22 protein-coding genes and 1 pseudogene are annotated in these 25984 nt (G+C 40.6%); 6 read left to right on the top strand and 17 right to left on the bottom strand.

The features are described 5' to 3' along the window. Window positions 1-266: 266 nt before the first annotated feature. The 3 genes from V7K84_RS25695 to V7K84_RS25685 form a co-directional block, all read right to left on the bottom strand. A complete protein-coding gene (locus tag V7K84_RS25695) occupies window positions 267-650 on the bottom strand; it encodes a response regulator (RefSeq protein WP_334842248.1) in 384 nt (127 codons plus the stop codon). Between the two features lie 97 nt (window positions 651-747). After that, on the bottom strand, window positions 748-2787 hold the full coding sequence (locus V7K84_RS25690) for a GAF domain-containing sensor histidine kinase (RefSeq protein ID WP_334842246.1): 2040 nt from the start codon (window positions 2785-2787) through the stop codon (window positions 748-750). A 415-nt stretch (window positions 2788-3202) separates the two neighbouring features. Further along, window positions 3203-3589, bottom strand: a complete 387-nt coding sequence (locus V7K84_RS25685) for a VOC family protein (protein ID WP_334842244.1) — start codon at window positions 3587-3589, stop codon at window positions 3203-3205. Between the two features lie 378 nt (window positions 3590-3967). Between V7K84_RS25685 and V7K84_RS25680 the strand changes: the two genes are divergently transcribed. Continuing rightward, window positions 3968-4099 (top strand): hypothetical protein, encoded by a 132-nt coding sequence (locus V7K84_RS25680; RefSeq protein ID WP_334842243.1) that lies wholly within the window; start codon window positions 3968-3970, stop codon window positions 4097-4099. Between the two features lie 10 nt (window positions 4100-4109). On the opposite strand, the pseudogene V7K84_RS25675 reads toward V7K84_RS25680, so the two are convergent. From V7K84_RS25675 to V7K84_RS25665, 3 genes and pseudogenes are all read right to left on the bottom strand, one after another. Further along, window positions 4110-4286, bottom strand: a pseudogene (locus V7K84_RS25675) (IS1 family transposase); the annotation flags it as partial. A gap of 161 nt (window positions 4287-4447) precedes the next feature. Further along, the gene (locus V7K84_RS25670) at window positions 4448-5362 is read right to left on the bottom strand and encodes a DUF1338 domain-containing protein (RefSeq protein WP_334842242.1); all 915 of its coding nucleotides are present in this window, start codon (window positions 5360-5362) and stop codon (window positions 4448-4450) included. Between the two features lie 59 nt (window positions 5363-5421). Next, window positions 5422-6741: an acetyl ornithine aminotransferase family protein gene (locus tag V7K84_RS25665; RefSeq protein WP_334842241.1), complete on the bottom strand. Its 1320-nt coding sequence runs from the start codon at window positions 6739-6741 to the stop codon at window positions 5422-5424. A gap of 323 nt (window positions 6742-7064) precedes the next feature. On the opposite strand from V7K84_RS25665, the gene V7K84_RS25660 reads away from it, so the two are divergent. Further along, window positions 7065-8111: a serine/threonine protein kinase gene (locus tag V7K84_RS25660; protein ID WP_334842239.1), complete on the top strand. Its 1047-nt coding sequence runs from the start codon at window positions 7065-7067 to the stop codon at window positions 8109-8111. Between the two features lie 913 nt (window positions 8112-9024). Further along, a complete protein-coding gene (locus V7K84_RS25655; RefSeq protein ID WP_334842236.1) occupies window positions 9025-10425 on the top strand; it encodes a serine/threonine-protein kinase in 1401 nt (466 codons plus the stop codon). Window positions 10426-10597: 172 nt separating this feature from the next. Here the strand turns inward: V7K84_RS25655 and V7K84_RS25650 are convergent, their stop codons facing one another. Both V7K84_RS25650 and V7K84_RS25645 read right to left on the bottom strand, forming a co-directional pair. Continuing rightward, window positions 10598-11164 (bottom strand): DUF2808 domain-containing protein, encoded by a 567-nt coding sequence (locus V7K84_RS25650; RefSeq protein ID WP_334842233.1) that lies wholly within the window; start codon window positions 11162-11164, stop codon window positions 10598-10600. 28 nt (window positions 11165-11192) lie between these two features. Next, window positions 11193-11624, bottom strand: coding sequence for a DoxX family protein (locus V7K84_RS25645; protein ID WP_334842230.1), 432 nt, complete (start codon window positions 11622-11624; stop codon window positions 11193-11195). A 660-nt stretch (window positions 11625-12284) separates the two neighbouring features. On the opposite strand from V7K84_RS25645, the gene V7K84_RS25640 reads away from it, so the two are divergent. Continuing rightward, window positions 12285-13115, top strand: a complete 831-nt coding sequence (locus V7K84_RS25640; protein ID WP_334842227.1) for a lectin OAA family protein — start codon at window positions 12285-12287, stop codon at window positions 13113-13115. Window positions 13116-13290: 175 nt separating this feature from the next. On the opposite strand, the gene V7K84_RS25635 is transcribed toward V7K84_RS25640, so the two are convergent. Next, entirely contained in the window at window positions 13291-13647 is a 357-nt protein-coding gene (locus tag V7K84_RS25635; protein ID WP_334842225.1) for a Spx/MgsR family RNA polymerase-binding regulatory protein, read from the bottom strand. 189 nt (window positions 13648-13836) lie between these two features. Between V7K84_RS25635 and V7K84_RS25630 the strand changes: the two genes are divergently transcribed. Then, the gene (locus tag V7K84_RS25630) at window positions 13837-16011 is read left to right on the top strand and encodes a DEAD/DEAH box helicase (protein WP_334842224.1); all 2175 of its coding nucleotides are present in this window, start codon (window positions 13837-13839) and stop codon (window positions 16009-16011) included. Window positions 16012-16173: 162 nt separating this feature from the next. Here the strand turns inward: V7K84_RS25630 and V7K84_RS25625 are convergent, their stop codons facing one another. The 6 genes from V7K84_RS25625 to V7K84_RS25600 form a co-directional block, all read right to left on the bottom strand. Beyond that, entirely contained in the window at window positions 16174-16926 is a 753-nt protein-coding gene (locus tag V7K84_RS25625) for an FHA domain-containing protein (protein ID WP_334842223.1), read from the bottom strand. Between the two features lie 18 nt (window positions 16927-16944). Next, window positions 16945-19638 carry a PAS domain S-box protein gene (locus V7K84_RS25620; protein ID WP_334842220.1) on the bottom strand — a complete coding sequence of 898 codons (2694 nt, stop codon included), beginning with the start codon at window positions 19636-19638 and terminating at the stop codon, window positions 16945-16947. A 417-nt stretch (window positions 19639-20055) separates the two neighbouring features. Further along, window positions 20056-21234, bottom strand: a complete 1179-nt coding sequence (locus tag V7K84_RS25615; RefSeq protein ID WP_334842218.1) for a DNA double-strand break repair nuclease NurA — start codon at window positions 21232-21234, stop codon at window positions 20056-20058. A 170-nt stretch (window positions 21235-21404) separates the two neighbouring features. After that, window positions 21405-22190, bottom strand: a complete 786-nt coding sequence (locus tag V7K84_RS25610) for an HAD family hydrolase (protein WP_334842217.1) — start codon at window positions 22188-22190, stop codon at window positions 21405-21407. 138 nt (window positions 22191-22328) lie between these two features. Continuing rightward, window positions 22329-22688: a Rieske 2Fe-2S domain-containing protein gene (locus V7K84_RS25605; protein WP_334842216.1), complete on the bottom strand. Its 360-nt coding sequence runs from the start codon at window positions 22686-22688 to the stop codon at window positions 22329-22331. Further along, entirely contained in the window at window positions 22675-22896 is a 222-nt protein-coding gene (locus tag V7K84_RS25600) for a twin-arginine translocation signal domain-containing protein (protein WP_334842215.1), read from the bottom strand. Before V7K84_RS25600 ends, V7K84_RS25605 begins: the two co-directional genes overlap by 14 nt. Window positions 22897-23222: 326 nt before the next feature. Here V7K84_RS25600 and V7K84_RS25595 point away from each other — a divergent pair, with 326 nt between their 5' ends. After that, a complete protein-coding gene (locus V7K84_RS25595; protein WP_334842213.1) occupies window positions 23223-23555 on the top strand; it encodes a hypothetical protein in 333 nt (110 codons plus the stop codon). A 118-nt stretch (window positions 23556-23673) separates the two neighbouring features. On the opposite strand, the gene V7K84_RS25590 is transcribed toward V7K84_RS25595, so the two are convergent. Both V7K84_RS25590 and V7K84_RS25585 read right to left on the bottom strand, forming a co-directional pair. Next, window positions 23674-24921 (bottom strand): PDDEXK nuclease domain-containing protein, encoded by a 1248-nt coding sequence (locus V7K84_RS25590; protein WP_334842212.1) that lies wholly within the window; start codon window positions 24919-24921, stop codon window positions 23674-23676. Window positions 24922-25618: 697 nt separating this feature from the next. Next, on the bottom strand, window positions 25619-25843 hold the full coding sequence (locus V7K84_RS25585; protein ID WP_334842210.1) for a hypothetical protein: 225 nt from the start codon (window positions 25841-25843) through the stop codon (window positions 25619-25621). Window positions 25844-25984: the final 141 nt, after the last annotated feature.

Below are 25984 nucleotides of genomic sequence, written 5' to 3'. Positions count from 1 at the left end.
TACTAATTTGAAAAAAGAATGCGACAAATAGACCATTTGTAGAGACGCGATTCATCGCGTCTTTACCCAAGGATGTGTTGCGATCATTAATTGAATTGGTATAAATACAAGAAAGAAGAAAGAAAAACGAACCGCAAAGGACGCAAAGGACGCAAAGAAAGAAGTTAAAAGGGTTTGGTAGAGCCTCACAAAGAAATGGTATAAGCTCTGTATCCCACAACTAAAGTTTCTAAATAATTTTCCATTTGGGTTTTAATAAAAGCAGGTCAGGTGTAAATAAATTTTCGTACAGTTTCTCGCAATTGTTCAGCATCAAAAGGTTTGATCAGATATTCTGTCGCACCCGCCAGATGACCCTTCACCCGGTCGAAGGGGGAATCTTGAGAAGTCACCATAATCACGGGCAAATGCTGAAACTGGGGCAGGCTCCGCACCGTGCGGCAAAACTCCAACCCGTTTACATCCGGCATTTGCACATCTAATAGCAAGACTGAAATTCGTTGATGATAAATGATCGACAGGGCATCAACCGCGTTAGCAGCTGTTATTACTTGATAGCCCGGTTCTAACGCTCGTTTAATCATTTGATGAATCACAGGGCTGTCATCAAGCGCAAGAACAATCGGTGAGCTTGTCGTACCATTTGACATACTTTACAAGTCGATGAGTCAATCATCGTTGGCGTTTACTCTAGCATTCCCAAAGTAAGACTTGAATAATTGATATTTTGATAATTTTATACACACTTTAAGTATTTTTAACCAGTGGCTCAACCGGAATTTGAATCAAGAACTCGCTGCCTTTCCCAAGTTCTGAGGAGCATTTTAAAATGCCGCGATGTTTTTCAACCACAATTTGATAGCTGATGGACAGTCCCAGCCCGGTTCCCTTGCCGATCGGTTTGGTGGTGAAGAATGGATTGAACAGTTTTTGCTGGGTTGTTTCTGTCATCCCAGAACCGTTATCTCGAATCCGAATCACTACATTATCTGCGTGGGAGAGTTGGGATAGATCGGAACTACCCGATTCTCTACTAATAAGTTCTGTTTGAATGGTAATGATCGGATTAGGCGTTTCATCTAAGGCATCGATCGCGTTACCCAAAAGATTCATAAATACTTGATTCAATTGCCCCGCATAACAATCAACAGGCGGTAAATTTTCGTATGCTTTAATCACCTGAATCTCAAACTTGGCACTAGTTAATTTCAAGCGACTCTTCAAAATTAACAACGTGTTTTCAATCCCTTCATGGATATCCACAGGTTTCATCTCGGCTTCATCCAGGCGCGAGAAGTTCCGCAGAGATAGGACAATTTGCCGAATTCGTTCTCCACCCATTTGCATCGATGACAATAGATTAGGCAAATCTTGCATCAAGAAATCAAGATCGATGCACTCTATCTTTTCCTGAATAGCATCAGTTCCATTGGGATAGGTTGCCTGATAAAGATCCAATAGTTCTAGCAAATCCCGAACATAGTTGGTTGCATAAGCAATATTACCGTTAATAAAGTTGACCGGGTTGTTGATTTCGTGGGCAACTCCGGCTACCAATTGTCCGAGGCTCGACATCTTCTCTTGCTGTATCAGTTGCATTTGGGTTTGCTGCAACTGGCTCAGGGCGTTCCCTAAATAGGTGGCTTGAGTTTGAGCGGCAAAGGCGGTTGCTCGTGTTTGGGCAAGCAGTTCTGCCTGATCGAGAGCGATCGCTACTTGATCGGTGACAGCTTTGAGTAACCGGACTTCGCTATCAGCCCATTGGCGCGAACCGCGACAGTGATGGCAAATAATTGCACCCAATTGACCAGAATGGGTTCTCAGTGGCAGCAACAGCATCGAGGTTACTGCCAGTTCATGCAGCAGGACGCTATCCTCCGGGGTGAGTGCCTCTGAGGTAGTAGAAACATCCTCAATCCGTAGCATATCTAGATTTAAGATAGTTTCTGCCAGAACGGAGCCTGGCCCAAGGGAAAGTTCCCCCAACGCCATCTGAATCTCTGGGTTAGTCGCTTCGTGAGTCACCATAAACTTGAACCGATCTTTGTTGGGCAGACACCACACAAAGTCACAGCGATCGACTTGCAACAGAGTATGAATCTCATTCACTGCCGTTTGTAAAATCGTGTCCAGATCCAGAGAATTACGAATTTGATTTGCCAGATTAAACAGAATTGAATCTTGTTGACCAACCAATTCCTGAGTAATCAATTGCTGTTTTAGTTGTTTGATTTCCGGGATCGTTTGCCGCAGCTTTGTGGTGTTGCGCTTTAGCTCCAATTGCGCTACCACTTGGTGGCTGAGTGTCTGCAATCCTTTCCGTTGTTTCTGGCTCAGATCGCGCGGTTCAATGTCCACGACGCAGAGTGTACCCAAGGCACAACCGCCAGTTATTACTAAGGAGACTCCGGCATAAAACCGGATATTGGGAGCATTTATAACGAAGGGATTGGTGGCAAAGCGGGGATCGGCCAAGGTATCTGGAATCACAAAGACATCTGACTGGCGAATGGTGTAGTTACAAAATGCGAAGTCTCGGCGAATTTCTGTTAATGTGATTCCCACCTTAGACTTAACCAACTGGCGATCGGCTCCGATAAAACTCACCAGTGCCATTGGAGTTTGGCACAGATCGGCTGCCAGTGCTGTTAAGTCATCTAATGCCCGATTGGGTAAAGCATCCAAACCCTGAAACTGATACACTGCTTTGAGGCGTGTCAGTTCGTTGGTGCAGGCCATCGTTGTGCAGGAGAGCATGGAATCAAGTAATAAATCAGGAATTTTCATAGTTTTTTTTTATATTTGGGTGCGATCGCTAATTTGACAGCGAAACAGGTGCATTTGCGATCGCTACTCTAAGTTTTTCTGAAGCTTTAGATTTCATAAGTGCTTATTTTGTAGCAATATTTTAAATAAAATTATGAATGCGAGCTTAAGTATAACGCCGTTCACTTCGATACTGTTAATGGCAGGCGGATTGTAAAACTTATCCAGCCCTGACTGCTTGTGACTTCAATTGTGCCTTAGAGATATTAAGCCTTGTTCGGTAACGAGAAATAAAGTATTAGTGAGACCCGAAATGCAGGTTTCTACAAATATCCTGTCTCAATGCCTTTTACAGCTTCTTAAAGTATTTGGCAATTGGTAAAAGGGACTCATGTTTTTAACCCCCTGTCCCTTATCTCCAAAGGGAAAATGCTGCTTATTTAGGCTCATGACAGACTGCTTCAATATTATATCCGTCTGGATCGAGAACGAAAGCAGCATAGTAGTTAGGATGATACTGAGTCCGAAAACCAGGCGCACCATTGTCTTGTCCACCAGCAGCTAAAGCTGCGTTGTAAAATGCCTCAACAGCAGCATGGTTGTGAACTCTGAACGCTACATGAACTCTTACAGAACCAGGATTACCGTGAGTAAGCCAGAATTCAGCTTCTGGCGGCTGACCGAAACCAGCAATATCGGTACTTCCAGTGGTAGAGGCTGAATTCTCTGCAATGAGTAACAGTCCAATTGGTTTTAATGCCGCAGCATAAAAGGACTTGCTTTGCTCAAAATCACTGACAACGATACCAGTATGATCGATCATAATTTATCTCCGCTTTTTAGTTGAATTGAAACTAGATTAGTACAGTTGACCTAATCATTCAAGCCTTAATTGAGGTCATGGAGAATAGAAAAAACGGCGTTGCTGAATCAAAATATGAATCATATCATGTCCGCATAATTAGTTATGCTAACCACAGTCATTACACCCCACCCCCAACCCCTCCCCGCTTGCGGCTATCCATTAGTCACATCTTTCTTTACAATCTTGAAACGCTTGTTTTGTAGGCATCTTGAACACTGAGGTGTCAAACATACTTGACAGATTGGCTCTTAGTCTTCTCGCTAAAATTAGGTTTTTATTGAGAATTGACGACGAACGAATCAGGGTTAGAAAAAGCGTGAGTGAATACTCTCGTAAATGTTGAGAAAGATCCGGGTAATGGATAGCCGCTTGCGGGGAGGGGAGACAAAGCGTAGCTTTGGCGGGGTGGGGTTCTTTGGGTTTAATAAGCAATCAAGTGGACATGATATCAGGCGATCGCGGAAATAAGACTTGTACCTCACATCGTGAGTGGCACTGAACCATACTTGAGATAATGTATGACCAGTCGAATAGAGTGTCTCAGCATTTCTTCTGACTTAGAATAACAAAAAGTTTTACGATGTAGCCGAGCTAAGTAATGTCTAAAACGACTGTTTTCTCCTTCAACTCATTTCATATAGGTTTTACTAACAATATGGCAGCGCCTCTGGTTTTGGCAGTGGTGGTCTATTTGCAACGATAACTGGTGCGCCAACTCTCACGGCATCAGATTTTGTCTTGCAAGCATAGTTTGTTCAATACACGAAACTACTAGCTAGTAACTTTGAAATTGAATCCTTTACTAACAACTCTGGGCTATTTAGATAGACGAGTCATTTCAAACAATTGCTGGGCATTACTTCCTAAAAAAGCATCGAAAAGTATCTGCTTTCCAGGTTCCACATCTATTAGATAGCGCTGGGCAATTTCATAATAGGCGTAAGTCCAAGGAATCTGAATTTCTACACCACTGTTATCATCTAACACCGTCACCATTTCTGTTACTGCTTGAGTTGCAGTTTGCCGCAAACCACAAGCAACATTTCCCTCTATCTCTGCCTTCATTGGTACACCCAGTTTAGCCAAAGCATTGGCGGTAGTATCAATGTCTGGATATTCTGGAGTATTCTGTCCGTTGACGTAGCCTGTAAAGTGGTTGACAGCATATCCGTGCAGCAACACCCAAGCCCCATACTGAGTAACCTGATTCACCTCTTCGACAATCAAACGATGCGGAGGTTGCCAGGGGCGGGTGAAGACTTGCTGGAGTTGTTTGGCGATGGTTTCCAAGTCTGCGTCTTTTTGTAGAAGAGTAAGGGTTGAGGTCAGTTTGTCTGGGATTGAAGATACTGTTTTAGAGATGAGTTGGGCAATATTATCAGGCAATTCATCGACAATCAACTCGCTGATAAACAGCTTGGGTAAGTTAAATTCCTCTTGCTGTGAATGACGATAATGACGGGCGTACAAATGGGTTTGAGCAAAAGTATACTCTCCAGCCGCCACATAACCCAAAGCTTCTGCAAGTTGTCCAAGGTAGTCAATTCCTAAGTTAAGTTTACCTTGTGGAGTATCTACTAATAAACGCAAAGACCGAAAGGCGATGTGGTCGTTGGCGACCGTTCCACCCGCAGCAGTAATCATTTGCTGGTAGGTACGAGCATGATTTACCCTGGCGCTGTATTCTTGCCAAAGTAATTTCCATAAATCAAGGGCTATTTTATTTGTCATTTGTTATTTGTCATTGGACATTAAGCACTGGTTATTTCTCCCTTATTCCCCCTAATATTTTAAGAACTTAAAATATCGCTGATAATCTGAAGGGCGATTTGAATTTGGTCGCTGTCAATAACTAAAGGTGGACAGAAACGAATTGCTGCTTTACCGCAACCTAGCAATAATAAACCGCGTAAAAAAGCTTCTTGAATAATGCGATCGCGTAATTTATGATCGAGATTACCCTGTTCATCCAATAAATCTACCGCTACCATCAAACCCTTACCTCGTGGCGGCGATACTCTCGGAAATCTTTGATGCAACTCGGTAAGACTAGCTTGTAATAATTCTCCCATTTGGGTAGCGTTGCTCATCAAACCACTTTCTAGCAGTCGCAATGTGGCAATACCAGCAGCACAAGCTACGGGATTACCGCCAAATGTAGTAGCGTGAGAACCGGGAGGCCAAGTCATTAACTCTGGTCTGGCAAGTATCGCTCCTAATGGCAAACCACTGGCGATACCTTTAGCAGTAGTAATGATATCAGGCATCACACCCCAATGCTCGATCGCAAATAAGCGACCAGTCCGCCCCATCCCCGCTTGCACTTCATCCACTACCATCAGAATACCGTGGCGATCGCATATCTCCCGAATTCGCTGCAAGAAACCATCTTCAGGTACGATATACCCACCCTCTCCTTGAATTGCTTCGACGACGATCGCTGCTACTTCTTGCGGTGGTAAAATTGTCGCAAATAGCTGTTTTTCCAAGTAATCTAAACTTGCGTGAGTGCCATAAGGGATATGAGTTACCCCAGGAACTAAAGGCCCAAAATTAGCTCGCTGCACTGCTTTGGAACCAGTGAGAGACATTGCCCCATAAGTGCGTCCGTGAAATGCACCTAAGAATGCTACGATTAGCGATCGCTTGGTGTAATATCGAGCTAGTTTGATTGCTCCTTCGTTCGATTCTGCCCCGGAATTTGTGAAAAATACTTTTGCGGGAAATGCTGCATTACCTTGTGGGTGGGGAAAGGGAGCGCGAATTGCTAATTGTTCCGCTAGTTCCACCATCGGCTCATAATAAAAATCTGTCCCTGACATGTGCAGCAGACGTTCCGACTGTTCTTGAATTGCTTTGACAACTTCCGGGTGAGCGTGTCCGGTGGCGGTAACGGCAATACCTGCGGTCATATCCAGAAATACATTGCCATCCACATCTTCCACCATACAGCCCTGACCGCGAGATACAACTAACGGGTAATCGCGGGTATAAGAAGGAGAAGTTACGGCGCGATCGCGTTGTACAATTGCTTGAGCGCGAGGCCCAGGTAAGGAAGTTATTAAATGGGGTATACGAGGTAAATTTAAGTTAATAGGTATACTTAACATTATTTTTTCAATTTTTTAAAGATTACTGATGATTAAACGCTAAAGCTCGATTAGTTACAGTAGCATTTGATGCCATTGATGTAGAAATTACGCATTTACCGAAAAAGCTTCACAGTAAAGATTTTCGTATTTTGTAAGACTTTGCCCGTTTTTATAACACAACTTTTGCGATCGCGTCATATTACATTTTTTGAAGCATAACAGCTTCACTATTTAGATGTCAGGGTGCAAGCTACAGAACGTTTGTTGAGAGAAGCTGTATTACATCCACAGGAGAATGGCTATATGCAAAAATTAATACAAGTCTCTGAGATAATCAACTAATGACTTGGGCATCTGGACAAAAGTTACACCGCGATCGGTATGAAATTAAACAACAGTTAGGACAAGGGAACTTCGCTATTACTTATCTTGCTGAGGATCGGGATGGCAAGAATGTTGTAATTAAAACATTGGATTCCAATTTGCTGAATCAATTAAGTAACGAAGACCGCGATCGCTTAAAATCAGGTTTTGCAGATGAATCCCGTAAACTAGCAATATGCAAACATCCGAATATTGTCCAAGTCATTGATACCTTCGAGGAAGGTGATTTAAAATGCATGGTCATGGAGTATATTCAAGGAGATAATTTAGCCAAGATTGTCCAACCGCGAGTATTTCTCCCTGAAAAAGAGGCTTTAGATTACATCCAACAAATTGGAAAAGCACTCATCGTAGTGCATGAACAAGGATTTTTGCATCGAAATGTGAAACCAGAAAATATCATTTTGCGGGCGGGTACGCATCAGGTTGTTTTGATAAACTTCGATTTAGCACGAAGATTTGTTGATAACCCAGTGTCAAGTCGCGGTAACTTAGTTGACAAATTTACACCAATTGAACTGTATTCCAACTCTCCTAGACAACAGGCGCGACGTAAACCTTGGACTGATATTTATTCTCTTGCGGCAACTTTATATTTTTTATTAACAGGAAAACTGCCAGAAAGTGCTATTGAGCGCCAAGATAACAATAAGCGTTTAATTCCACCTAACGAATTGAACGATCAGATTAGCGATCGCGTCAATCAAGCCATTCTCCACGCAATGGAACTACAACCAGATAACCGTCCCAAAACAGTGGAAGACTGGTTAAAAGAATTGGGTTTAAACACAGCAGGTTTTTCTCTTCCCAAAGTTCCTTGGACACAACCCTTGTGGGCGTGGATATTAGAGATTATGGGTGTATTAGCATTATTCGCAGCCTTGATATCAGGAGTCAAAGACGGCACAGATTTATTCAAAGATTGGTTCCCAGACAAATCAGCACCTATCAATCCCCCAACACAACAAACGCCATCATCTTCCGCTAAACCACAAAATAGGTAATAAACTTCATCTATGTTGAAATCTAGAGTTTTTTAAAAGATATATTTATGTAGGTTGGGTGGAGTGGAACGCAACCCAACATTACCACCTTATTTGTGTTGGGTTACGCGATCGCTCATTGGTGTCAACTTAACGTTGAAACCCTTGTCAAGACGTGATATTGAGTTCTCTGGCTTTCCATCACGATCTGCCTCACCCCACCCTAACCCTCCCCTTATAAAGGGGCTACGGTGTACACACATCTTTCTAGAAAACCAAAATCGTCCTAGATCCCCCTAAATCCCCCTTAAAAAGGGGGACTTTGAGAGCTTTTTGCCCCCCCTTTTTAAGGGGGGTTGGGGGGATCAAAAGCCTGTGGCGCAACTCTAGAAGACTTGTGTATACACCGTAGCTTGTAAAGGGGAGGGAACCAGATTCCTTTTTTCCAATATATCGGGGGGGATTAAGGGGGGTAAAACGCCTGTGGGATAAGCGTTTGAACTTAAGTTAACACCAATGGCGATCGCTGCACCCAACCTACAAAACTACAAAACTACGGTTCTCAAGATAAACGAGGTTTAGGCTAGACTTACGCAAAAGTTGGTTTTCAAGTCGCATTAGTTGCTTTTGCGACTCCAGTAGTTAGTTTTCAAGTCGCATTAGTTGCTTTTGCGACTCCAAAAGTTGGTTTTCAAGTCACATTAGTTGCTTTTGCGACTCCAATAGTTAGTTTTAGAGTCGCATTAGTAGCTTTTGCGACTCCAATAGTTAGTTTTCAAGTCACATTAGTTGCTTTTGCGACTCCAATAGTTGGTTCAGCAGTAGCCAGAAGACTTCAACCTTCCTCTCTGCGCCGGTCACTGAGCGTAGTCGAAGTGCTGCGCCTCTGCGTGAGCTTATTCAGCAACGCCAACCACGAGAACTCAGAAAAAGCGTGTCACAATCAACATTAGCCATTAATAAATCTGGGCGTATGTTCTGGCAAGACGGACAGCTAATATACAACGGCAAATACAAAATAGAAAAATACTTGGGTGGTGGTGGTTTTGCACTTACCTACCAAGCAATGCATACCAAGCTAAACCGCCGAGTTGTCATCAAAACCCCTAACATTAGCGTCCAACGAGATCCAGATTATCCCAAGTATGTTGAACGCTTCAAAAAAGAAGCACAGATGCTAGCAATGTGTTGTACAGACTCACATCCTCATATTGTGCAAGTATTCGACTTTTTTGAAAAAGATGGTCGCTACTGCTTAGAAATGCAATATATAACAGGCGAGAGTTTATGGGAATACGTGCAACGCCAAGGGAAATTACCTGAAACTGAAGCTATAAAATACATCCGCCAAATGGGTTTAGCCTTGGTAGATGTACATAAAAAAGGAGTTTTACATCTTGATGTCACTCCTTCTAATATTATGCTCAACTTTAATTCAGGGATTCCTAACTCAGGCAAAGCGGTGTTGATAGATTTTGGTATTGCCAGCGATATGTCCCCACCGAGTACCCTATCTAGGTCTTTTGGTAACAGGGTATTTGCGCCCTATGAGTTAACACGCAAAGGGATTCGTCACTCAACAGTTGATGTCTACTGTTTAGCTGGATCTTTGTACTATGCCATCACTGGACAATGCCCCACCAATTCCTTTGATCGCAAGTACGATCAAGAGGAATTAGTACCACCAAAGCAACTTGTCCCTAGTCTTAGTGATGCTGTAAATGAAGCGATTCTGCAAGGCATGGCATTAGAGGCAAAAGATCGACCCCAGACAATGGAAGAGTGGTTGAATTTACTTTCCTTCTCGCAACAGGGGAGGTATTTTGTAGAAATTAAAAGTATAGAAGTGAGTATAGAAGTATTGATATTAGCTTCAGATGTAGGGGTTAATTACCAAAACCTAGAGAATTTACTCAAAGCGGGTCAATGGAAAGCAGCAGACGAAGAAACCACCAGAGTCATGCTTAAAGCAGCCAAAAGAGAGCAGCAAGGCTGGCTTGACGAAAAATCCATAGAAAAATTTCCCTGCACAGACTTACGCACAATTGACCAATTGTGGGTAAAATACAGCAATGGTCATTTTGGCTTTAGCGTACAAAAACGCATTTGGCTAGAATGCGGTGGCAAAGTAGATTATGAAACAGAACGTCTTTTGGGCGATCGCGTGGGCTGGTGCAAGGAAGATGGCTGGCTGCCCTTAGATAAATACAACTTTTCCCTAGCTGCCCCACGAGGGCATCTCCCATCAATTTTTGATATTAGAATTTATAGTACTGGGTTACGTTTTATTATGTTATGTCTTTTCTTTTACCACCTCCAGACTTGTAAACTGTAATCTATAAAAGTTTCAGAGATTTTTAAATTCTTGGGAAAGTTGGGTGTAAATTAAACAGGGTAAAAAAAACAGCTAATTTACACCTACTCAATTTCTCCACACATCTCACAAATATTTCCACACCCATTCCCAACGCCGTACTTATAGAAAATATTCCCCATTCCTATTCCCTCTATCGGAACCACCAACTTCCTCTATTGCTATAAAACTGAAACCGTCCAAAGCCAAGAAATTGACCGTGAGATTTTTCACCCACAGGGAATGCAGTAACACCCAATAAGTAAACACCAGAAAAGCTGGGATTACTTACAGGGCGGAGGGCGATGGTAATTGTCTGTCCTGGAGTTACAGGTGGGTCAAAGTTTACAGAAACCGTGCGTGTCTTGCGGTCGTTTGTGACTGGGCCTAGTTTCAGTTGCGTTTCTTTGCGATCGCGTTTTCCGACAAATGCACGGGTATCATCAAGATTGTAGCGGATGTTTTCTGACCCCTCTTTTTGTGCGATCGTTACCTTCTGGAGGGATTCTCCAGCATTTTCCGGCACATTGATAGTGAAGTAGTAAGTTGCGCCCCAGACATTCACCTCTTTGTAAGTAGTTGTCGCGTTAACAAGTGTTGGCGGTTGAACAAAATAGACTAGGCCATCTCTAAGCTGCACGGCTTGAGCCACCGGAAGCGTAACTTCTCCAATGCCTATTGCTAACGAGAGTGTTATTCCAAATAAAGTTGTAAGGCGCATGATTCAGATATAAAAAACGCACTTATTCTCATTCTAGTTCCTTGGGAATCAATGACTTAGGAACGATCGAAGCTTGTTTTTCCCCAAACGAAGATTTTGTATACCACCAAGCCCAAGCAATTAAAACAGCTTGAAGAGGAAGTCTAACTACGTGTACCCAAGGTGAGTTTGGTATATGTTCAATCTTAATCAGATTAGCCGCCATGTAAATATTCGCTGGGTAAACAGCAATAAAAAGCGCAATAAGTCCCCAAGCAGCAGCTTGACTTACAGGCGGAACTAATAACCCGATACCACCCAAAATTTCATAAAAGCCACTGAGATAAACTAATCCTAAAGGGTAAGGTAGTGGCGGCGGCACAATTTTGACATATTCTTGTGGAACAACAAAGTGTGTTACTCCAACGACAATGATGCATATAGCAAGGATGACACGTAATGTTTCCTTATGCTTATTCATGGTTTTTGCCTCTTTATATACTTGCCCTATTACTTCAGTTTGACTGACGGATGTTAATCTGCATTGAGTCAATAGGAGTAAAAATCGACAAAATTTTCCAAAGTACTTACAAAAGCGATCGCAAGTATAAATATAACTGATACACCGGACTGTACTCAAAGATTGATTTACTAAAAGACTTCCAAATAAAAAATATCCCAAAACTGACGCAAAAATTCTCTCTGTGTTCTCTGCGCCTCTGTGGTAGCCTGCGGCTTCGCCTTTGGCGTTCTCGTAGAGAAGCGGCTACTCTACGAGAACGCAGCGTGTCGCAGACAGACGCTTTGCGAATGCGCCTACGTTTATTTGGATAATTTATTTCTTGGAAATCCCTTAACTCTGTCATGGCTCGCTTGGTAAAGCAAAATACATTTCTATTAAAAATTTATTAAATCTGCTTGTAATTTTAACTACGTTCGTATTAGTATAACGACGGCAGGATAAAAGACTAATACTTGCTGCTTAACAATACTTTTGCCAAGCGTTTGGTGTCTAGGCTTGTTCTACGTCAAGCCTTGCAAATTGGCAAAGGTAGTGTTAATTGTGCGTAGTTTTTTCCGCGATCGCATCGGATTTCTACAGATTCATTTTGACTCAACGATCAAAATTTGGAGAAAAAAAATGACAACTACAACAACAACTAATGCTAATAATCTATACAATGTACAAAATCAGTGGGGTGGTGCCTCTGCTCCGTGGAATCCTGGTGGAGTATGGATAATTGGAGCTAGAGGAGATCAGCGCATTGTCGAACTCAAAGTTTCATCCAATGACAACGGCAAGACACTTACTGGAACCACGACATATTCTGGTGAAGGCCCCATCGGTTTTAAGGCTACCTTAACTGGGAGCGACAACTACAACGTAGAAAACCAGTGGGGAGGCTCATCTGCTCCCTGGAATCCCGGCGGGACTTGGGTACTCGGCTCTCGCGGAAATCAAAATGTTGTTGCGATCGATATTACATCCAGCGACGGCGGTAAAACCCTGACTGGAACTATCACTTATTCTGGTGAAGGCCCCATTGGTTTTAAGAGTGCTGCTGTTGATGGCCGTGTCTATAATGTGGAAAACCAATGGGGAGGCTCATCTGCTTCGTGGAATCCTGGTGGAACTTGGGTACTTGGCTCTCGATCGAATCAAAATGTTGTTGCGATCGATATTACATCGAACGACGATGGTAAAACCCTGAGTGGAACTATCACATATTCTGGTGAAGGCCCTATCGGCTTTAAAGGTAACATTGTCGGCAGCAACAACTACACAGTAGAAAACCAGTGGGGTGGTAATACAGCGCCGTGGAATCCTGGTGGAACTTGGCTAATCGGCAGTCGTGTGGGACAGAATGTAGTAGCGCTCAACGTTACATCTAATGATGGTGGGAAGACCTTAACTGGAACCACAACATATTCTGGTGAAGGGCCTATCGGCTTCCGATCGCACCAAATCTAAAAAGGCGATCGCGACCGATTCTCGGTTAAGTAGGTACTGAACCCAACTCCCAACCCCCTCCCCGCTGTCTCGTGGCAGGGGGCTATTTGTTTTATTAGGAAACGCTATAATAATCGCCAATAATAATATAGTTTCCCTAGTTTTAACTATCGGGAAACTCAACGCTTAGAACTCTTTAAGCTAAATCTAATTTTTCTCGAACTATTCCCTCATCTCTAAAACCTACCAACACAGCTGTTCCATCCTTGACGAAAAGTGGACGTTTGAGCAGCATTGCATCGTGAGTGAATGCATCAACCCACTGTTCATCAGCCCAAGTCTTCTTTTCATCTCCTAAAGCGCGGTAGGATTGACCGGAGGTGTTTCGCATGGGAGCAAAACCCAAAGACTTTACCCAGTTTTGAATCATCTCACGAGTCGGCGGAGTATCTTTGGTGTTGATAAACTCATGGTCAATATTGTTGTGTTGGAGCCATGTCAAAGCTTTTTTGCAAGTGCTGCAATTGGGAATTCCGTAGATTTGAATAGACATAAGATAATTAAGCAACAATCTCCATATATGACATAGTAGGTGGAACTTCTGCTACCAATGCTCTTGTTGTGGAATCTCTACGGCAGAAATTTAAGGGTAGCGATCGCTTTTAGAAATCGGTAATTCCAAGCATGGAACTCTCTGAAATACCAAGGAGTAGTTTTACTAACACTTTTATCCATAAAAAATATGAGCGATGCGTTTAACCGACTTGCACCCTTCATCCAAGAATATATTTATCATCACCAGTGGACTGAATTACGACCAGTTCAAATTGCCGCTTGTCAAGTTATATTTGACACTGATGCTCACTTGCTAGTTACTGCTGCAACTGCTGCTGGTAAAACAGAAGCAGCTTTTTTACCAGTTTTGACTTTATTACATGAAAACCCTGCTGCCACAATTGGCGCATTATACATTAGTCCAATCAAAGCTTTAATTAACGATCAATTTGAGCGTCTCAACGACTTACTCAAAGAAGCAGATATTCCAGTTTGGCACTGGCACGGCGATGTTTCGCAAACTAGAAAAAATAAGCTTTTAAAGAATCCGCAAGGTATTCTCCAAATTACCCCAGAATCTCTAGAAAGTTTGCTAATTAACAAAAATAACGATTTACTCCGCTTATTTGGTGATTTAAGGTTTGTAATAATTGATGAAATTCACGCCTTTATGGGTTCAGAACGCGGTTGCCAAATTATTTGCCAATTGCAACGTTTAGCAAAGTTGACGCAAAAACAACCGCGTCGTATTGGTTTGTCGGCAACTCTTGGTGATTACTCAATAGCTGAAGATTGGTTGAGTTCAGGAACAGATAAGCCAGTTATTACACCAAAAATTGATGGTATAAAACGCCAGATAAAACTAGCTGTAGAACATTTTTATATTACTGATGAAGTAGATGAATCAGAGACGACAGACGATGAACAATATATTTTTAACCTCAGCAAGTCTCGCAAATGCCTGATATTTGCTAATAATCGCACACGAACCGAATCTGTAATTGCATCTTTGCGAAAAATTGCCGCAGCACAAGGACTACCAGATATATATCATGTACATCATGGGAGTATATCTGCTAGTTTACGACAAGCTGCTGAAAATGCGATGCGTGAACCCAACAGCCCAGCTGTTACCGCCGCTACTCTGACTCTAGAATTAGGCATAGATATCGGTCATTTAGAGCGAGTGATTCAATTAGAATCACCCTTGTCTGTAGCTAGCTTTTTACAGCGCTTGGGACGCAGTGGTAGAAGAGGTGAAGCTGCTGATATGCGTTTTGTCTGCGCTGAAGATAAGCCATTATCAGAAGCTTCTCTGCCAGAACAAATCCCCTGGCAACTTTTACAGTGTATTGCGATAATTCAACTTTATTTAGAGGAACAATGGATTGAACCAATTAGACCAATTAAATATCCTTTGAGTTTGCTTTATCACCAAACAATGAGTATTTTAACAGCAGCAGGGGAAATTTCAATTAATGCTCTAGCTAAACAAATTTTTAGTCTGCCACCTTTTGCTGCCATTTCTAAAGAGGATTTACAACTATTACTACGCTATTTAATTGATATTGGTCATATTCAGCAGACTGAACAAGGTAAATTAATCCTGGGTTTGGTAGGAGAAAAGGTGGTGAGAAAATTTCAGTTTTATGCTGTATTCGCTGAACAGCAAGAATATATTGTTAAGCAAGGTTCAACAGAAATTGGCAGTATCGTCACGCCACTTCCTGTTGGCAATCAATTTGCTTTAGCTGGGAGAACTTGGGAAGTAGTAGAAGTTGACTTTAAAAAGAAGGCTATTTTTGTTAAACAAGCTGAGGGTAAATCTAGTATTTATTGGCGTGGTGGTGGTGGGACTATACATAGCAAAGTTTTGCAACGAATGCAGCAAGTTTTATTTGAGAATGCTGAGTATAGTTACTTGCAAAAAAATGCTTTGCAACGTTTAAGTCAAGTTCGCCAAATGGCGCAGCAAGTTGGATTAGATAAGCAGAATATTTTACAATTAGAAAAAGGTAAATGCTGTATTTTTCCTTGGATGGGTACGGTTGCTTATCGCACCTTAGAAAGATTACTAAACTCATACTGTCGGGAATCGTTGGAAATTACAAGTATTGGTGGAGTAAATCCCTATTATTTGACAATTAAATTAGGCAAGGATAAATTTAAATATCTTTATCGTGAAATTACTTCATTATGTGAACAAAGAATTACTTCAGAAGATTTAGTCAGTACTTCAGAAGCACCAGAACTTCAAAAATATGATGGTTTTATTCCTCATCCACTTTTATGGAAAGCTTTTGCTAACGATTATTTGGATATGAGGGAAGTTAAACAGCAAGTGGCATTGTGGAGAGGATAAGTTCTCCGTGTCTTTGCATCCTCAGTACCCCTTGCCTACGGACTAGACCCCCTAAACTCCGTTGTCAGGGATGTACATATAATTCATAGCTCAATGCCTCCATCGTTTCATGCATCGCAAATAAACTCAATGAATCATGCCATTCGCAGAGAAGTGGGATAGTTATTTTTTAATTAATTCCTGGAGCGCTCGCAAATCATAATTTAAGATTTTTCCAGTATTCAAAAGTTGATATCCTGCGAAAAATAACACAGATGATGCCACAACAACTAAAAGATTAACTGACGCAAATACATTACCAGTAAAAGCTATGACTACAATTCCTAGCGCTATCAAAATCCATCCTAAGTTAGGGTTTATTCGCTGCTGAAAAAGGATAAAAATACCGGAAATACATAGTAATAAACCAGGAATACCAAAAAATATACCAACACGAATATTTGCAGTTAAAATGATGATCCCTGCAATCATCAAAGCCAAGCCTATATACTTGCTTGTCTTCTTGACTGGAGGTTGTCTATTGTTAACAGCAATTTGAGCCTGCATTTTTGTGGAACTTGCAAGAGGAAGAAGATTTTGTTGATGTTGTATCCGATCTTGAAATATAAACGTGACTTTTTCTCCTTGACCAAGGTCTATTTTATCTCCTAAATTAATTTGGCAGGGTGTTCTAGGTTCTAATTTAATGTTGTTGACAAATATCCCATTAGAACTTCCTAAATCTTCAATAAAGTAATTATTTTTGTAGATTTTAATCTGTGCATGGATGCGAGACACTACATCTGCATCTGGCAAGTTGGAAACATTAATATCCGGCGGAATTTGGTCATTGGGTTTACCGATATGAAACACCGCAGTATTTGGTAGTAACTCAAAAGCAGTGTTGGTTTGGACATGAAAAAGTTCTAAACTCATTTTAAACGTAGAGTATTTTTAAATTGGAATTTGAATCCAGAATTCTGTGCCTTTTCCTGGTTCTGATAGACAATTCAAAATTCCACCATGTTTTTCTACTATAATTTGGTAGCTAATTGACAGTCCTAGACCTGTTCCCTTACCTACCTGTTTTGTGGTGAAAAATGGATCGAATAACCGCTTTTTAATATCTTCTACCATTCCTAATCCGTTGTCAGCAATTCGGATAACAACAAATTTACTCTCTAAAATTTCAGTCCGAATTACAATTTGCGGTTTATGATTTGTTTTTATCTTGACCATTGACTCTTCTAAGGCATCGATTGCATTAGTTAAAATATTCATAAATACTTGATTCAACTGCCCAGCATAACAATCAACTAGAGGCAAATCACCATATTCTTTAATTATAGATATATCTAAGCCAATTCCATTATTTTTCCAGCGATGATGCAAAATTAATAACGTATTTTCAATTCCTTCATGAATATCAACTAATTTTTTATCCGCTTCATCATGACGAGAAAAATTTCGCAATCCCAAAACAATTTCACAGATACGATTAGTACCCATATTCATCGAGGCTAGGAGTTGAGAAAGGTCACTAGTAAGGAATTCTAAATCAATTTTTTTAGCGAAATCCTCAATTTCTACTTCCGGTTGAGGATAGTGATGCTGATAAAGGTGCAGGAGAGTTAACATCTCTTGAAAGTATTCGTTAGCATAGGTTAAGTTACCATGAATAAAATTAACTGGATTGTTGATTTCATGAGCAACTCCAGCGACTAATTGTCCTAAGCTAGACATTTTTTCATTTTGGATCAGTTGAGATTGAGTTTGTTGCAATTTATGCAAGGTTTCGGTGAGTTTTTCAGCTTGAGTTTGAGCTTCTAAAGTAGCAGTGCGACTTTGGGTATAAAGTTGTGCATGATCGATGGCGATCGCTATTTGATCGCAAACAGCTTTTAACAGGCTAATTTCACTGTTATTCCAAATGCGATCGCCACTACAATGACTGCACACAATTGCCCCAATTTCCCCAGAATTACTTTTAACTGGTAGCATTAGTTGAGATGTGATGCCAAACTCAGTTAAAAGTTCTTCCATATCATAATCAAGTTGTGATTTACTATTAATATTTTCGATGCAAATTAGCTCTTGAGAGAGAAGATTTTTAGTCAAAAAAGTGCTTTTTTGCAGTGGAATACTGCCTAACATACTTGCCAAGTTAGGGTTTCGTGCTTCATAGGTAATAGTTAGGCTTGGTTGGGATGGGTGCGGTAAATAAGAAAGAAAGTAGCAACGATCAATTTGTAATAAGCTGCGAATTTCGTTGACAGCAGTTTCTAGGATCATATCTAGGTCAAGAGAACTGCGGATTTGACTAGCTAGACGCAGTAACAAGGCTTCCCGACGACTGAGGAGTTCTTCTCGCGCCCAGATTCGGTCAATAGCTACAGCAATATTATTAGCAATCCAATTTAATAGGTTATGAGTTGGTTCGGTAAATAATTGCTTGCTAAATAAAGCCATTATACCGATTATTTGCTGCTCTACTATTAGGGGATAAGCAGAAAATCTAGAAATTGAAAATGTAGAATTTACAAGTTTTTCTGAATGATTAATAGATAGTTCTTGATTAAAAATAGCTTGATGGTTTTGAATCATTAAGCCAATAATATTATTGACTAAAGCGATATGTTCTGGGAAATCTTGAGTATCGCTCAAAGTACTACAAGTAATATCTGTGCAATGAACGCCAGCTTGCAATTGTAGCTGGTTTGTCTGTCGTTCAAATGTCCAGATACAAACAAAGCCGATATCAAGGTATTGGGAAATAGTATTTGTACAATTTTGCAGAATTTCTGGAAGTGTGCCACTTTGAGATAATGCTAAACTGACTTCTGCACTCAAAACTGACAAGCGCGATCGCTCCAACAAAGCTAACTCTGAAAGCTTACGCTGTGTAATATCTGTACGAATTGATACATACTGGTAGGGCTTTTCATCTTGGTTCAACATTGGGGCGATTAGAGTATCCACCCAATAAAAAGTTCCATCCTTAGCTTTATTTTGAATTTCTCCCTTCCAGATTTTTCCTTGGGCAATAGTTTTCCATAAGTTTGTAAAAAATTCTTTTGTGTGGTGTCCAGAATTGATAATCCGATGATCTTGTCCTAGAAGTTCTTCTGGAGAATATTTAGAAACTTCACAAAATAGGTCGTTGACATAGGTTATTTTTCCAGTTATGTCAGTAATAGCTACCAGTGAATGGGCATTTAAAGCAAATCTAAAAGCTTCTAATTCTTGGATAGAATTTTTTAGTGCTATCTCATTCTGTTTATTAGCAGTGATGTCACGAGCTACTGCATAAATTAATTTTTCTTCACTGAAACTAGTCGCATTCCATGACAGCCATTTATAAGAACCATCCCGACAAAGATAGCGGTTTTCAAAGCTGACTGCATCTACAGATTGTGTAATTTTTTGGGCTGCTGCAATAGTTAATTCACGGTCTTCAGGGTGAATAAATTCGATAAATGGTTTAGCAACGAGTTCCTCAATTGACCAACCTAGCGTTTTTGTCCATACTGGATTTAAATACTTAAAATAACCATCAAAATTAGCAATACACAATAAATCTATAGAAAGTGAAAAAAATCGAGAGTATTTTTCTTCATGTTTTTTGTACTCAGATTTCACTAGTTTCATCAGCTTTTTAGGTATGAATCTTTTTGGAGAAAGCTTAAATAAGTTAGTACGTTTTTTTAGTGAAGTTGGACAACCATTTTGATAGGATATATCAACCTAGAGACTCACCTAATGTCAGTTCTGGTGAAGACTGTTTCCTTACGAATTAAAACGTAGTTAACTTGATGTAGAGCCAATAAGTATCTAATAGTTTTTACTGAGTAAGCTAGCTATTGACTTACTTCTCTACTAAATAAAGGTTTCCCTAAAAAGCTGTAAAGCAAACATTTAGATTTTAAATTTAAGATAAGAAGTGTTACGTAAATTTTTATCTGTCGTTGTCCTGATGTAGCTAAGGTATTAGGAGGGTAAGGCGTAATTCGTAGTTAAGAATTAAATTATGAATTATGAATTATGAATTACGAATTACGAATTATTTTAAGCAATACTCCCGCGCTTTCTGGCTTCTTTGTAGGAAGTTCCCACATTTTTCAGGCCAGCTTTAATCATTTGTTGTTCGAGAAGGGCAAAGAAACGCGCCCGATCGCCACCTTTTACTACTGCTTGATTATGCGCTTCGGCGATCGCTACAGGATAGCCATATCCTTTTTGCACTTGTGCTAACATCAGTCCCAATGCTTGGTCTAACATGGTTGCATTCTCCGCTACCCATGCCGGAACTTCGATTCGGGCGATTTCGGTACCAACGTGGACGTAGCAAAAGTAAATGGTTTGATCGCCGTAGAGTTCGAGAATGGGGGAATTGCTGCGCCATAAGGTACTGCGTTGTCCTGGTTTGAGTCTGGTTGCCCAAACAGAAGTATCTCGCAACTGTTCAAAAATTTTACAAGGTACTTTTTCTAGCTGATTTGGGCAATGACTTTTACAGTCTGGCGCTGGATGGGGACAAGCCAACAACCGTAAAAAGTTCATTGTTTCGATGCTGCGAGAGGCGCTAAGATAGCCCATTAAAGGAATTTTAGCATCACGCATCTGCTGCCAAGCTTCTAGGATGGGGGGTAAAATGCGATCGCGTGCATCCATCGGCAATTGTTCTAAAAACCAGTAAATTAGCGAACCATCTACCATCGCTAGCGCTGGCGTTTCCGCTTGTGCTGCACTACACGCAAGTTCTGCTAACACCGTTGTTTCTGAAGCAGTGCGGCGAAAACTCATCCATTCCTCGGTTCTAATTCCCCATTGCCGAGACATATATAAATCTTCTGGGCGATAAAATACTTCTGGCAAACTATCGAGTAGCGGATGGCGATTTTGTCCGTAGTGTAAGACGACTCTACCAATATTTAGCAGATAACAGTAAGCAATTTCATGATGGTTGGGGGCAATTTGCGAACCATCGGTAGCGATGACAGTATGAATTTTTGGCGGAACTGGGATATCAATGCAAGTTTCTAGTGGCTCGATTGGGGTAGCATTAGCAAAGAGAATGCGATCGCGCCATTTTTCCTGGCGATCGATTAAATCTTGTTGAGACTCGTAAGCATTTTTTAAATGTTGTTGTGCCAGTTCTAAACGCTGACGACTGGCAGCAGCTTCTAAGGTAAGATGCTGACTTAAACCCTGCATTTGCCGCGCCAGTTTTGTTAGGTCAAGCATAAAAGTAAGTGCGAAGTGAGGAGTGAATACTTGTGAGTTATTATTTCACCTAAATTGACAAAATACATCTTTGATTTATATAAATACGTCAGAAGTTAAATATGCATTCTTCAGAATCATTGTAGAGACGTAGCACTGCTACGTCTCTTTTTCACTCAATATTTAATATATTAAAGCCAAGCTGAGAAATCTTTGGCAAACTGAGAAAGTGATAACAACTGAATTCGCGGATCGTTTTGAGCAGATTCCCTTTCTGCTTGGGTATTATAGCCCCAGTCTGCAAGGAAAAGTTTTACATCCTCAAGGTCTGCTTGCTGTTGGACTAACTGTAATGTCTTGAGTCTGTCTTCTACAAACCAGAGACTAACAGATTTGTCTTCTGATGACTGAATTAATTCTCGCAAAATTTCATATTTGGGGCGCTTAACTTCTTTCCCAAAGATTGCTTCTGGTGGTAAATTTACTCCTTCCTGTTGCAACAACTCTTGTACAAAACGCCCTTCTTTAGTTGTCACAATGTATAGTTTAACTCCACTGTCAATAGTTAATTTTATTTTTTCTACTACAGCTGGATAAAATTTATGCAGACTCAGCCAACCACTTAAATCAGTGGTAATCCATTCATCTCGCTGGTTATCTAGTTTTGCACCAATTTCTCTTGCTTGTAGCTTATCATTTAACAAAATTTGTGGGGCAATGCTCACCCATTCATGAAGAATCTTTTCGTCAGAAATTCCATCTATCAAGGCTTTAATTAAAATGGGCATTTCCCAACCTGTTTCAATCACAGGTCTCAGGCGATAGAATCTCAAAGCTAAATCATCTGGCGGTGTATCGTTAGCAGAAGACCAAATTTCACAGTAGGTACGCCATGCTACCTCAAAATATTCAATTAATCCGTCGCAAATCACTCCATCAAAGTCCAGAGCTAAAATTTTGGGACTACTTGCGGTCATTGGTTTGAGAATGAAACTGCTGTTGTCAGCTTACCTGACAAATTTAAATCTTGCAGTAATTTTTGTTAGTCTTTTATAATTCATAAATTTGCTGAAAAAGTATGGTGGCATTGTTAAATTTGATTTGTTAATGGTAGGTTAACGAGGATCTACAGCAGGTTTGCGATCGACCAAACGAATTTGGTTTTGCTTGACTACTACGGTGATTAGTGGTAAGGAACGTTTAGCAGGGCCGCGAACAACTCGACCCTGCGAATCATATTGAGATCCATGACAAGGACAAATAAAGTGATTTTTCTCAAGATCCCACTCGACTGTACATCCTAAATGGGTGCAGATTGGACTGATAGCGTACTCAGCAATCTGTGGTCCGTCTTGAATAATCAGATAATCAACGCTACGATCTGGCAAGCCTTTTACGAGAATCGGAATTCCTGGTTTTGTGGTTGCTAATAGTGCATTAGCTTCAATTTGCTTGCCGTCTTCAGCCAGTGCCACCGATCCTGGAAGATAATTTTGACAGCGTGAATTCTTGGGATAAAGTGAAGCATTGGGTTTCTAGGTCTATCTCACGACTTTGGCTGACTTTGGGAAATAGATATCCAATAGCTACTGATGCAACTGTAGTACCTAGCATATAGGTTAAAAAATCCCGGCGCGTTTTTATCCTCGCTGAAATTTTGCCGTTACTAGAAGAATCTTCCATGATGATTGGATTTACCCACAAAGGTCTACTAATATACTACGGTGCGATCGCATTAGGATTAATGTACATTTGTGTTTACTGTGGGTTGATTTTCATAAAATTAGTTTTTTAAGAGTTGCCCCTAAACTGGAATTTTTAATTATTATTTATTTCTGGAGTAGGAAGTTATTTATAAACCTCAGAGCTAGACTATAACCTCAGATATGTTCCTTAGAAAATATCTTCAAAAGATTTTCTCAAACTCTCTCCAGAGAAAGAACTCTTTATGCCTTTAATTTTTTAAGCTGTTGTTAGTCGAGTTCCATATTTTAATAACTGAAAGCGCCATGAGTGATAAAAATCAAGAAAATCAAATTAATCAACCAGTAAGCGAAGATCGGGATTCTCGTGAAAAGCCAGATGTGAACGAAAGAAACTTAACCGCGAATCCAGGAGATAGAATTTCTGATAAGCCTCAATCAGTTGAAGAGAAGGCTAAACAGGCAGCTGTCGATGGTGTACCAGATATTACAGGCGACACAATCACAGTCCCGACTTACTTCGTTGTGGATGAACCCAACGGCGAAAAGAAGGCACTCCATCACGTTAAAGATGCTGAAGAAATCTCTGACGTAATTCGGCAGGCACGACTTGATGAAAATGGAAATCGAATTTGGTAGTAGTTGTTTATGGAAGACGCAGGGATACAGAGAAGTTATCAAATGACTCTCTCTCTGCTTCTTTAGGTCTCGCACTGACAGCAGATTGAAGATATTTTCCTCTGCATTGGAATACACTCTAAATTAAATCAGAATCTTTAGTTGTATTAGCATTTATTTCGCTCCGAATCTTTGCAACTTCGTTTCCTATTTCTTCTGGTGTGAACTCAATTCTTTTTGTCTGTAGTCTAAGCCTTTTATATGCTTCATCTAATGGATAATGGGTTACTTCCATTTTTCCTTCTGAACCACTGAATCCATTAATTTTCTCAATAATTGACACTGTTTCCAACTCAGCTTCTAACTGCTCAATCGTTGGCAAATTTCCTTGCAACGCTTCCGGTAAAGTATTTTTTAGCTGATACACGGAAACACCAATCGGCTTATGCATATCGCGGAGAGAATATTCAGCAATTACCTTATTTTTGCTTTTGCACAAAATCATTCCAATTGTAGGCTGATCGTCTGGTTGCCTCAATAAATCATCCACCGCACTAACATAGAAATTCATCTTACCGGAATACTCTGGTTTGAACTCTTCAATTTTTAGGTCAATCACTATATAGCAGTGTAAACGTGCGTGGTAAAACAACAAATCAATATAAAAGTCTTCACCACCAACTTCAAGATGGTATTGACTACCTAAATAACCAAAACCAACCCCTAACTCTAGTAAAAAATCGCGGATGTGATTGATTAAAGCACGTTCCAAATCACGTTCCAGAAAATCTTCCCCTAAATTGAGAAAATCAAAAGTGTAGGGGTCTTTTAACAATTGCTGTGCTAATTCTGATTGTGCTTGAGGTAAAGTGTGCTTAAAGTTGGTGGTTGCTTTACCCTGACGGTGATACAATTTGCTTTCTATCTGGTGAACTAAAATATTCCGACTCCATCCATGCTGAATAGTTTGCTGTATGTACCATTCTCGTTCACTACTATCCTTGACTTTATCCAAAAGGACGCAGTTATGAAACCAAGGAATTAGTGCAGCAGCTTGCTGCACTAATTGCTCATCTGGATAAGCTTCGGCAAATGCCCGCATATACTTGAGGTTGCGAAGCGAAAAGCCTTTCATTTCTGGAAAAGCTTTCTGCAAGTCAGCCGCCAGACGATTGATAACTTTTGCGCCCCAACCCTGCTGCTGTTGGCGATTGAGAATATCTCGCCCAATTTGCCAGTAGAGTAATAGTAATTCTTTATTGACTGCAACTGCGGCCCGTAACTGAGCGCTAGAAATTCGTGTTTTTAGTTCAGTTAAAAAATCTTCATAACCAACGATCGCAGATGTACCCTTTTGTGAAGTTTCAGATTTATCGTCTCTAGGCATAAAAAAGAATTAGTGCTACTTCTATTCTGCCAGGATTACACCAAATTTTGGTATCATATCATGTCCGGGTAATTAGTTATGATTTCCACAATCATTGCACCCCACCCCCAGCCCCACCCCGCAGGCGGGGTGGGGTTATTGAGGTTTAATAAGTAACCAAGCGGACATGATATCAGATACAGATACAGCAGAATTCATAAGTAAAACACTCTTTCTGTCTGGGTCATAGACTTAGCTTATGTACCTCACCAACTTGAAAACTGCTATATATAAATATCCAGCAATATATCAGTATTTTTGCTGTATCTGCGAAAGAAGGCTGTGAGTGAAATTTGTCAGTATTTACACAAAAGCGAGTGCCAAAACTTCAAGATATTTTCATGTAAAATATTTTTTCGCGCTCAAAAATTAAAATTTATAAGAAGTCGTTACTTGTACCTTTGACATCAGAGTGTATAGCCGGAATAATGTTCTTACGTAAAAATCCATACTTATATAAGACTCATATTTGATTTTTGCTAAATAGACTGAGGGCAAAACCCGATCGGGCTTGCTCTTAGTTAGCTTGGCTTTTAAAAATCAAATTTGATTGTTATATAAACTGGTATTAGTAGGGTTGCATTATGCATTTCTCGAATTCAAGAACCAGCTTAAAAACTCGTCAAAAAAACAAGAAAATAGGTACACTTATTTTGACTCATAGCAACATTGTACTGCTTACTGGATATTTAATCACTCTACCGATTTGTACATTAATAATTTTATCCTTATTATTACCCTTATTCAGTGCTAGCTTATTTGCTTCCATTGGAAACTCGTACCACTCTACATCGATTCCTTGGATAGATAATGCATCTGAATGCGAACATACTGGCAGAAATTGGAGCGATCGCAAGTGTTGGGATAATGAACACAATCCCATGTTTTGAATGGAGATTGCAAAAAAGCGTAGGCGCAGCCCGCACAACTCTTGGAGACGCAGCGCGTAGCTTGCTTCCCCGGAGGGGTACGGCAAGCTCAGTGACCATCGTAGACATCGCTCTCATCCATGCCACTGAGTAAC

Origin of the sequence: Nostoc sp., assembly GCF_036917315.1 — a bacterium.
In the GTDB taxonomy this organism is placed as follows: domain Bacteria; phylum Cyanobacteriota; class Cyanobacteriia; order Cyanobacteriales; family Nostocaceae; genus Nostoc.
Note: the sequence above shows the minus strand (reverse complement) of the source record. Positions and strands in the feature narration are given on the sequence as shown.

Excerpts from the sequence above, each read along its gene's own strand:
- V7K84_RS25695 (WP_334842248.1), bottom strand. The coding sequence starts at position 650 with ATGTCAAATGGTACGACAAGCTCACCGATTGTTCTTGCGCTTGATGAC.
- V7K84_RS25690 (WP_334842246.1), bottom strand. The coding sequence starts at position 2,787 with ATGAAAATTCCTGATTTATTACTTGATTCCATGCTCTCCTGCACAACG.
- V7K84_RS25685 (WP_334842244.1), bottom strand. The coding sequence starts at position 3,589 with ATGATCGATCATACTGGTATCGTTGTCAGTGATTTTGAGCAAAGCAAG.
- V7K84_RS25680 (WP_334842243.1), top strand. The coding sequence starts at position 3,968 with ATGTTGAGAAAGATCCGGGTAATGGATAGCCGCTTGCGGGGAGGGGAG.
- V7K84_RS25670 (WP_334842242.1), bottom strand. The coding sequence starts at position 5,362 with ATGACAAATAAAATAGCCCTTGATTTATGGAAATTACTTTGGCAAGAA.
- V7K84_RS25665 (WP_334842241.1), bottom strand. The coding sequence starts at position 6,741 with ATGTTAAGTATACCTATTAACTTAAATTTACCTCGTATACCCCATTTA.
- V7K84_RS25660 (WP_334842239.1), top strand. The coding sequence starts at position 7,065 with ATGACTTGGGCATCTGGACAAAAGTTACACCGCGATCGGTATGAAATT.
- V7K84_RS25650 (WP_334842233.1), bottom strand. The coding sequence starts at position 11,164 with ATGCGCCTTACAACTTTATTTGGAATAACACTCTCGTTAGCAATAGGC.
- V7K84_RS25645 (WP_334842230.1), bottom strand. The coding sequence starts at position 11,624 with ATGAATAAGCATAAGGAAACATTACGTGTCATCCTTGCTATATGCATC.
- V7K84_RS25640 (WP_334842227.1), top strand. The coding sequence starts at position 12,285 with ATGACAACTACAACAACAACTAATGCTAATAATCTATACAATGTACAA.
- V7K84_RS25635 (WP_334842225.1), bottom strand. The coding sequence starts at position 13,647 with ATGTCTATTCAAATCTACGGAATTCCCAATTGCAGCACTTGCAAAAAA.
- V7K84_RS25630 (WP_334842224.1), top strand. The coding sequence starts at position 13,837 with ATGAGCGATGCGTTTAACCGACTTGCACCCTTCATCCAAGAATATATT.
- V7K84_RS25625 (WP_334842223.1), bottom strand. The coding sequence starts at position 16,926 with ATGAGTTTAGAACTTTTTCATGTCCAAACCAACACTGCTTTTGAGTTA.
- V7K84_RS25620 (WP_334842220.1), bottom strand. The coding sequence starts at position 19,638 with ATGAAACTAGTGAAATCTGAGTACAAAAAACATGAAGAAAAATACTCT.
- V7K84_RS25615 (WP_334842218.1), bottom strand. The coding sequence starts at position 21,234 with ATGCTTGACCTAACAAAACTGGCGCGGCAAATGCAGGGTTTAAGTCAG.
- V7K84_RS25610 (WP_334842217.1), bottom strand. The coding sequence starts at position 22,190 with ATGACCGCAAGTAGTCCCAAAATTTTAGCTCTGGACTTTGATGGAGTG.
- V7K84_RS25600 (WP_334842215.1), bottom strand. The coding sequence starts at position 22,896 with ATGGAAGATTCTTCTAGTAACGGCAAAATTTCAGCGAGGATAAAAACG.
- V7K84_RS25595 (WP_334842213.1), top strand. The coding sequence starts at position 23,223 with ATGAGTGATAAAAATCAAGAAAATCAAATTAATCAACCAGTAAGCGAA.
- V7K84_RS25590 (WP_334842212.1), bottom strand. The coding sequence starts at position 24,921 with ATGCCTAGAGACGATAAATCTGAAACTTCACAAAAGGGTACATCTGCG.
- V7K84_RS25585 (WP_334842210.1), bottom strand. The coding sequence starts at position 25,843 with ATGGGATTGTGTTCATTATCCCAACACTTGCGATCGCTCCAATTTCTG.